Source organism: Micromonospora sp. NPDC048843, assembly GCF_040649965.1.
GTDB lineage: Bacteria > Actinomycetota > Actinomycetes > Mycobacteriales > Micromonosporaceae > Micromonospora > Micromonospora hortensis.
Genome location: NZ_JBEZGJ010000082.1, coordinates 24225 through 31325, shown reverse-complemented (window position 1 = coordinate 31325; position 7101 = coordinate 24225). Strand labels below are relative to the sequence as shown.

General features: G+C 72.3%; 7 protein-coding genes. 3 read left to right on the top strand and 4 right to left on the bottom strand.

Annotated features, from left to right (window positions below; translation table 11 throughout):
• The 3 genes from AB0C20_RS19880 to AB0C20_RS19870 form a co-directional block, all read right to left on the bottom strand.
• The coding region (locus AB0C20_RS19880) for an SMC family ATPase (protein WP_357568473.1) at positions 1 to 1313 on the bottom strand (1313 nt) is incomplete at its 3' end.
• Complete coding sequence (locus AB0C20_RS19875; protein WP_112675573.1) at positions 1313 to 2461, bottom strand: exonuclease SbcCD subunit D; 1149 nt, start codon at positions 2459 to 2461, stop codon at positions 1313 to 1315. The genes AB0C20_RS19875 and AB0C20_RS19880, both read right to left, overlap by 1 nt.
• A gap of 74 nt (positions 2462 to 2535) precedes the next feature.
• Positions 2536 to 4287: an ATP-binding protein gene (locus AB0C20_RS19870; protein ID WP_357182584.1), complete on the bottom strand. Its 1752-nt coding sequence runs from the start codon at positions 4285 to 4287 to the stop codon at positions 2536 to 2538.
• Positions 4288 to 4521: 234 nt separating this feature from the next.
• Between AB0C20_RS19870 and AB0C20_RS19865 the strand changes: the two genes are divergently transcribed.
• Both AB0C20_RS19865 and AB0C20_RS19860 read left to right on the top strand, forming a co-directional pair.
• A complete protein-coding gene (locus AB0C20_RS19865) occupies positions 4522 to 4647 on the top strand; it encodes a hypothetical protein (RefSeq protein ID WP_357182581.1) in 126 nt (41 codons plus the stop codon).
• Positions 4640 to 5377, top strand: a complete 738-nt coding sequence (locus AB0C20_RS19860) for a hypothetical protein (protein WP_357182579.1) — start codon at positions 4640 to 4642, stop codon at positions 5375 to 5377. The genes AB0C20_RS19865 and AB0C20_RS19860 overlap by 8 nt, the downstream gene beginning before the upstream one ends.
• A gap of 3 nt (positions 5378 to 5380) precedes the next feature.
• Here AB0C20_RS19860 and AB0C20_RS19855 read toward each other — a convergent pair whose 3' ends face one another.
• Positions 5381 to 6127: a pyrimidine reductase family protein gene (locus AB0C20_RS19855; protein ID WP_357182576.1), complete on the bottom strand. Its 747-nt coding sequence runs from the start codon at positions 6125 to 6127 to the stop codon at positions 5381 to 5383.
• A 150-nt stretch (positions 6128 to 6277) separates the two neighbouring features.
• Between AB0C20_RS19855 and AB0C20_RS19850 the strand changes: the two genes are divergently transcribed.
• Positions 6278 to 6841 (top strand): plasmid pRiA4b ORF-3 family protein, encoded by a 564-nt coding sequence (locus AB0C20_RS19850; RefSeq protein ID WP_357182573.1) that lies wholly within the window; start codon positions 6278 to 6280, stop codon positions 6839 to 6841.
• Positions 6842 to 7101: the final 260 nt, after the last annotated feature.

Here is a 7101-nt window from a genome sequence, read left to right as displayed (position 1 = left end):
GCCCGCGCGGCCTTGCCCGCCGCCGTCGCGGCGGCCACCGCCGAATCGGCGGGCACCGCCGGCACCTCGGCCACCGGCTGCTCGCACACCGGGCACGCCGCACCGACATGCAGGTGCACCCGCAGACTCACCGCCAGGTCGGTGGCCTTCGCCTCCTCGTGCGCCCGGAAGGCCGCCTCCAGCTCGGTGTCGGCCCGCTCGGCGACCACCCGTGCGGCGGCCAACGCCGCCACCGCGGCGGCATGCTCGTCATTCGCCGCGCGCACCGTCGCCCGGACCGTGTCGGCCTCGCCGGACAACCGATCCCGATCGTCGTACGCCCGCAGTTGCAGCCGCAGCGCGCTCTCGTCACCGGCGGCGGCCAGCTCACCGCGCAGCTTGTCCTCCCGCTCCTCGGCCAGCGACACCCCGGCCGCAGCCGCCTCGGCGTCGGCCCGCGCCGCCGCGACCGCGCGAGCGACAGCGGTCACCCCAGCCGGCGCGCGTACCCCGGTCAGCACTGTCAGCTCGTCGTCCAGCGCGGTCAGCGCCGCCGCGGCCCCCCGTGCGGTGACCCGGGCCGCAGCCAGCTCCGGCACCGCCTCGGCCACTGCGGCCGCCAGCTCGGCCATCCGCTCCACCCGGGCGTCGGCCTCGGCCAACGCCTCGTCGTCCACGCCGGTCAACCCGGCGAGCACCTGATCGACCGCCTCCAGCCGGGCCTCCGCCTGCGCGGCGCGCGCCGTCGCCTTCTTCTGCACGTCCTCGTAGACGCCGAGGCCGAGCAGGTTGACCAGGATCTGTTGCCGCGTCGCCGGCTTGGCGTGCAGGAAGTCGGCGAACTGCCCCTGTGGCAGCACCACACAGCTGGTGAACTGCTCGTACGGCAGCCCGACCGCCTCCAGCACCGCCTGCTCCATCTCGGCGGGGGTGCCGGCCACCACCTCGCCGAGATCGTCCGGGCTCAACCCGGTGTCCAGTTTGGTCACGTCGAAGCCGGCCGGCATCAGCTGCAACCCGGCGTTCGCGGTCTTCACGTTGCCCCGGCCGTCCCGGCGGACCACCCGGGTCGCCACGTACCGGGCGCCGCCGGACTCGAAGACCAACCGCACCCGCGCCTCGGTCGCCGACGGCGCGAGCGCGTTCGCCAACCCTCGGGCGCCACCCCAGCGGGGCACCATGCCGTAGAGGGCGAAGCAGATCGCGTCCAGCACTGTCGACTTGCCCGAACCGGTCGGGCCGATCAGCGCGAAGAAGTCGGCGTCGGTGAAGTCGACTGTGGTCTCGTCCCGGAAGACCGTGAACCCGGCCATGTCCAACCGCATCGGACGCATCAGTGCTCGACCTCCTCGAAAAGCTCGTCGAAGAGCTCCCGGACACCCTCGTCGGCGTGGCCCCGGCTGTCCAGGTAGTCGGCGAACAACTCCCGGGGCGAACGCCCCGACCGCTGGGCGATGCGCGCGCCGCTGCCCGGCGCTGCCAACAGCTCCGGGTCGATCCGGATCTCCAGGGCCCGGGGGAGCAGCTCCTGGATCTCCTCGCGCAGGCCGGCGCGGGGTTGCTCCCGCACATACACCCGCAGCCACGCGTCCGGTGCCTCGATCTCGGCGAGCTGGGCCAGGGTGCCCCGCACCGTGCGCAGCGCACTCGCCGCCGTCACCGGCACCTCCCGCACCCGGGCGGCGGTGCTGGCCGTCACCTCGACCATCGTCACCGAGGGGATGTTCTCCTGCTCACCGAAGTCCACAGCGAGCGGGCTGCCGCTGTACCGCACCGGGCAGGGGCCGGCAACCCGCTGCGCCCGGTGCAGGTGACCCAGCGCCACGTAGTGCGCGGTGGCCGGGAAGACGGTGGCGGGAACGGCGTAGCCCAACACGGTGTGCGCGTCGCGCTCGCCACCGCCGGTGGCCGCGCCGGTCACCGTCAGATGCGCGGTGACCAGGTGCACCCGGTCCGGTTCGGTGAAACCCTCGGTCAGTCGCCCCAGCACCCGGCCCAGGTGGTCGGCGTACGTCTGGTTGGTCTCCGCGGCGGTCAGCTCGTACATCTCCAACGCGCGCACCGCGTACCGCTGGGACAGGAACGGCAACGCGGCCAGCCGCCATCGCTCGCCACCGGCGGTGGTGCCGTCGATGACGTGCTCGTCCGGATTTTCCCGCACTCCGCCGCGCAGCGTGATGCCGGCGGCATCGGCCCATGGGCGCAGCGCGTCCAGCGCCGGGCCGTTGTCGTGGTTGCCGCCGATCGCCACCACGTCCGCGCCGGTCCGCCGCAACGCCGTCAACGCCCTGGTGACCAGACGGGTCGCCTCCGAGCTGGGCGCGGCGGTGTCGTAGAGGTCACCGGCGACGATCACCAGATCCGGCTGTTCGGCACGGGCGATCTCGATCACCCCGGCCAGCACGGCCTTGTGCTCGTCGGCCCGGGACTGCCCCTTGAGCACCTTTCCCACGTGCCAGTCGGAAGTGTGCAGGATCTTCATGGCTGTGCTGGCCTTCCGTTCGCGACTGCGGGGCTCGCAAGCTCACTCCTCGCGCTCACCTGTGCCGGCCCTACCTAGAACGGGATGTCGTCGTCGGTGCCGCCGCCGGAGCCCACCACGGCGAACGGGTCGGCGGACTGGGTGATCGAGCGCAGCGTCTCCGATGGTGCCCGGCCCGCCTCGGAGACCCGGGTGGCCCAGGCCGGGAATGGGAATTCCAGGCAGAGCGGCACCGGGATGTCCGGCTGGTTGACGAACATGGTGCCCGGCTTGGCCAGCAACGCCCGCTGGCGCTGCGCGGGCGGCAGGAAGCCGTACTCCGGGCGGGACGCCTCGGCCGGGTCGAGCCGGCCGACCACCCGGATCGCCGAGTTGGTGACGATCCGCCGCTCCACCTCGCTCGCCGTCTGCTGCGCGCCGATCAGGATCACCCCGAGCGAGCGGCCCCGCTCGGCGATGTCGAGCAGGACCTCCTTGATCGGCGAGGAGCCCTCCCGGGGGGCGTACTTGTTGAGCTCGTCGAGGACGACGAAGAGCAGCGGCTTGGCGGTGCCGGACTTCTCCTTGCGCTCGAACTCGCTCTTGAGCGTCACACCGACCACGAACCGCTGCGCGCGGTCCGGAAGGTTGTGCAGGTCGACAACGGTGACCTGGGCCGACTCGCTCGTGTTGATCGAGTGGGGGCGGCGGGTGGCAAGGTCGCCGCGGATCAGCCGGGCCAGGTCCTTCTTGCTGCCGATCAACCGCCGGGCGAACGCGTTGACGGTGCCCAGCCCCACCGCGCTGCCCGCCCAGTCGGAGCGGGTCTCGTCGTCGTTGAGCTGATCGACGATGTGGTCGACCAGATCGCCGTAGGAGCCGAGCCGAACCCCGTCGATGCTCACCCCACCGTCGGCCGGCTGGGCGTAGCGGGCCAGGTGCGCGGCCACCGAGTGGACCACCATCGTGTACTGCTGGCGCTCGTCGTCGGCGTCGGCGAAGACGTACGGCAGCAGGCGGTCGGTGCAGAACTCGCTCAGCGTCCAGTAGAACGAATCCACCCCGGTGAGCCGGCTGCTCACATCCGGCGTGCCGGCCGAGTCGCCGACCCGGGGTGGGGCGTACACCCGCACGTCGGGGAAGGCGCCGGCGCTCAAACCGAGCTTCGCGTACGCCGCCCGGGTGGGCTCGTCGAGGCGGGTGTTGGGGTGGTCCAGGAAGAGCAGATCCTCACCCTTGACGTTGAAGATCAGCGCCTTGGCGTTGACCGCGTCGCCGCCCAGCACGCCGGAGCGGAACACCGAGTAGAGCAGGAAGGTGGCGAAGCTGGTCTTGGTGGCCACCCCGGAGATGCCGGAGATGGAGACGTGCGCACCCCGACTGCCGTCGAGAAAGTCGGCGTTGAGGTAGACGGGGACCCCGTCGCGACCCATCCCCATCGGGATGCGCCGCTCCATCCGGTCGAAGTGCAGCGCGCGGGCCCGGGCGTCCCCCTCGGCCCGGTGCACCACCGCGCCCGGGGTCGGCGGCACGTACAGCTCGGGATCGACCCGGGTGGTGGTGACCTCGGCCGCCTCCTGCACCTGCGCGGGCAGCGTGCCGTCGGCGATGGCGAACACGTCGGACTCGAACTGGGCGCCCTCGTGCCGAGCGCGGACCTGGGTGACCACCCCGGCGATCGTCACCGGCTCCCGGTCCGGCAGCTCCCGTCGCGTGACCACCACGTCGTCGAGCTGGAGGTAACTGCCGGGCGCCACGGCCGTCCAGAACTGCAACGGGGTGGCGTCGGCGGTGCCCAGCACCCGCCCGACCACCGCGCCCGGGCTGTCGAGCTCGGCGTCGGTCATCGGGCGGCTCGGGTCGGTCGGGCATCACGGTCGGCGCGCATGCCCTGCATCCTGCCCGAGGAGTACGACAGGTCGCCATGCGACGCGGCGGACGACACCATGCGCCGTCACACTCATGACGCTGAGTGCTCGGCCGAGCGCACGAGGTGGGCGGGAGTCGTGTAGGCGTGCACCGCGCGAGGACCGGACTCAACCCCCTGGGCGCCGATCGCGTTACCTAGGCATGGAGCACGGATGAATGACGACTTCGGCGCGGTGAAGAGCCAGGCCTCCCGTGGTCTGCACCGCCTGCGGGCCCGACTGGAGGCATCCGGTGTTACCCCACTCGACCTCGACCTCGCGGAGGAGAACCATGCGTGACAACGAGGTGGCCGCCCTGCTCGACCACGCCGTCGCGACAGTGGAGCTGCCACCCGGTCTCGCCCGACGGGTCGTCACGAGAAGCCGGGCGCGTCGCCGTCGGCGTCTGCTGCTGTCCGCCGGCACGGCGGCTGTGGTGGTGGCCGCCGGGGCGCTTGTGCTCCCGCAGTTGGGGCCGGCCGGTGGCGAGGACAAGGGCACCGGGCCGATCGCCGCTGTCGAGGTTCCGGCCGGGATCGTCGGACCCGACGGTCGACCGGTGACGCAGGCGCAGGTCGTGGCGGTCGGCAGGGTCGGTACGGAGACGCTCGTGCTGGTCCGGCGCGAACCACGCGCCGAGGAGCGGGCCGCCGGGGGACAGGCGGTCGAGGTTCTGACCGCCCCGGACGTGGGCGAACCGCGCCGGTTGCTCGACCATCTCTCGTACGACCTGGCCTGCGTCGACGGTGACGCGGTCTGCGCGGCTGTCCGATCAGCCGGCAGTGGGCTGGGCGTTGCCGTGGCCCGTCGCTCCGGCGGTCGGCTCTACGTCCTGGTCCAGGCGCCTCGGGGGCGTACCGTCGAGGTCGTCGCCAACGGCGTGCCGCATCCGCTCGGCGCGGCGCCGCGGGGCGCGGTGGTCGAGGTGGTCGCCGCCGAGCCGTACGAAGAGGTGCAGGTCTGGGCGAGCACCGAGGACGGCCGGCGATACCAGATCCCATGGGCTCCCGGAGCGGTGCTCATCGACTGATATTTATGGACGGGCGTGGCGGAGCAGGAGGACACCGTCCTCGGCGGCGAGCACGTGGCGTAGTGGCAGGTGCCGGGGCGGCGCGGCGTCGCCAGCGGTGATCCGACCCGGTCCGGGCCCGGCCAGCAGCGGCGAGACGGTGAGGCACAGCTCGTCCACCAGGTCGGCGGCGGTGAGCGCGCCGAACAGGTGCGGGCCACCCTCGCAGAGCAGTTGGGTGAGCCCGCGGCGGTGCAGCTCGGCCAGACCGGCGGCCAGGTCGACCCGCTCGGCGCCGCAGCGCAGCACGTCGGCGACGTCGGTCAGCCCGGGCGGCGGATTGGCGTCGGCATGGGTGAGCACCACAGGGCGGGTCGGCGCGTCGGCGAAGGCGGCCTGCGCCGGATCCAGGTCGAGCGAACCGGAGACGACCACAAGCGTCGGGTACTCGGCCAGCCCGTTGTCGCGACGCCAGTCACGGCGGCGCTCGTTGAGCCGGACCGCCCGGTACTCCTCGTGGCGGAGTGTGCCGGCGGCCACCACCAGGGCGTCGCAGGTCATCCGCAGCAGGCCGAACACCCGCTTGTCGGGCTCGCCGGAGAGGCCGGCGGAGTAGCCGTCCACGGTGACCGCGCCGTCCAGGCTGGCCACGAAGTTCACCCGTAGTCGGGGCTCGTCGGCGCGGCCGTAGTGGGCGGTCAGCGCAGCGTCGTCGAGCGGCTGCGTCGACGGCTCCGGCCAGAGCCGTCGGATCGGAATTCCGACGGTCATTCGCCGGCCGGACCGGTGACCGGAGGGGTGGGTTCGGCGGTACGGTGCTGACAGTCGCACCAGTTCCGGCCCGGGCAGTCGTCGTGTCGCCGGGCCCGGCACGCTCGGCAGATCATGCTCGCAGCCTAAGCCGCGGGAGGACAGGACAGCATGTCGCGTCAGATCTTCCAGCTGAAGATGTCCCTCGCCGGGAGCCGCCCGCCGGTGTGGCGCCGGGTGCTCGTGCCGGCCGGCTACACGCTGGACCGGCTACACCGGGTGGTGCAGCACACGATGGGTTGGCGGGACTGCCACCTGCACTCGTTCGAGATCGACGCGATGCAGTACGGCGAGCCGGATCCGGACGGGGAGTTGGCGTTGCACGACGAGCTGGACGTGCGGCTCGACGCGGTGCTCGGTAAGGGCAGCCGGTTCTCCTACACGTACGACTTCGGCGACTGGTGGGAGCACGACCTGGTCGTGGAGGACGCGTTGACCGCCGACCCCGACGAGCGGTACCCGGTCTGCCTGGCCGGCGAGCGGGCCTGCCCGCCGGAGGGTGTCGGCGGGCCGTTGGGCTACCAGTCGCTCCTGGAAGCCCTGGACGACCAGGACGCCACGGCCGACCCCGTCAGTTCCCGCCACGCGATGCTGCGCGACTGGGTGGGTCCGACCTTCGACCCGTCCCGGTTCGACCCCACCCGCGCAACCACCCTCCTCCGCCACTTCTGCTGACCGCCCCCGCCCGGCCCCTCCGGGGCCCGGTGTTGTTGATCAAGAAGTTTGCGTCAGCAACGCCACCTTTCCTGACCGAAACCTCTTGATCACCGAGGTGGGGCGGGGGGTGTGGTTGGGGTGGGTGCGGTGGGAGTGGTGAGCGGTAACGATCTGGGAACGCTCCCAACGTCCTATTGACACTCCCGTTACCCGCCGGCAATCTCATGGGAGCGCTCCCGGAGGTGGTGTGTGTCACTCACGGACCCCGGCCCGGCGCG

Bases quoted from the DNA above. Each gene is read 5' to 3' on its own strand.
- AB0C20_RS19875 (WP_112675573.1), bottom strand. From the start codon at position 2,461: ATGAAGATCCTGCACACTTCCGACTGGCACGTGGGAAAGGTGCTCAAG.
- AB0C20_RS19870 (WP_357182584.1), bottom strand. From the start codon at position 4,287: ATGACCGACGCCGAGCTCGACAGCCCGGGCGCGGTGGTCGGGCGGGTG.
- AB0C20_RS19865 (WP_357182581.1), top strand. From the start codon at position 4,522: ATGAATGACGACTTCGGCGCGGTGAAGAGCCAGGCCTCCCGTGGTCTG.
- AB0C20_RS19860 (WP_357182579.1), top strand. From the start codon at position 4,640: ATGCGTGACAACGAGGTGGCCGCCCTGCTCGACCACGCCGTCGCGACA.
- AB0C20_RS19855 (WP_357182576.1), bottom strand. From the start codon at position 6,127: ATGACCGTCGGAATTCCGATCCGACGGCTCTGGCCGGAGCCGTCGACG.
- AB0C20_RS19850 (WP_357182573.1), top strand. From the start codon at position 6,278: ATGTCGCGTCAGATCTTCCAGCTGAAGATGTCCCTCGCCGGGAGCCGC.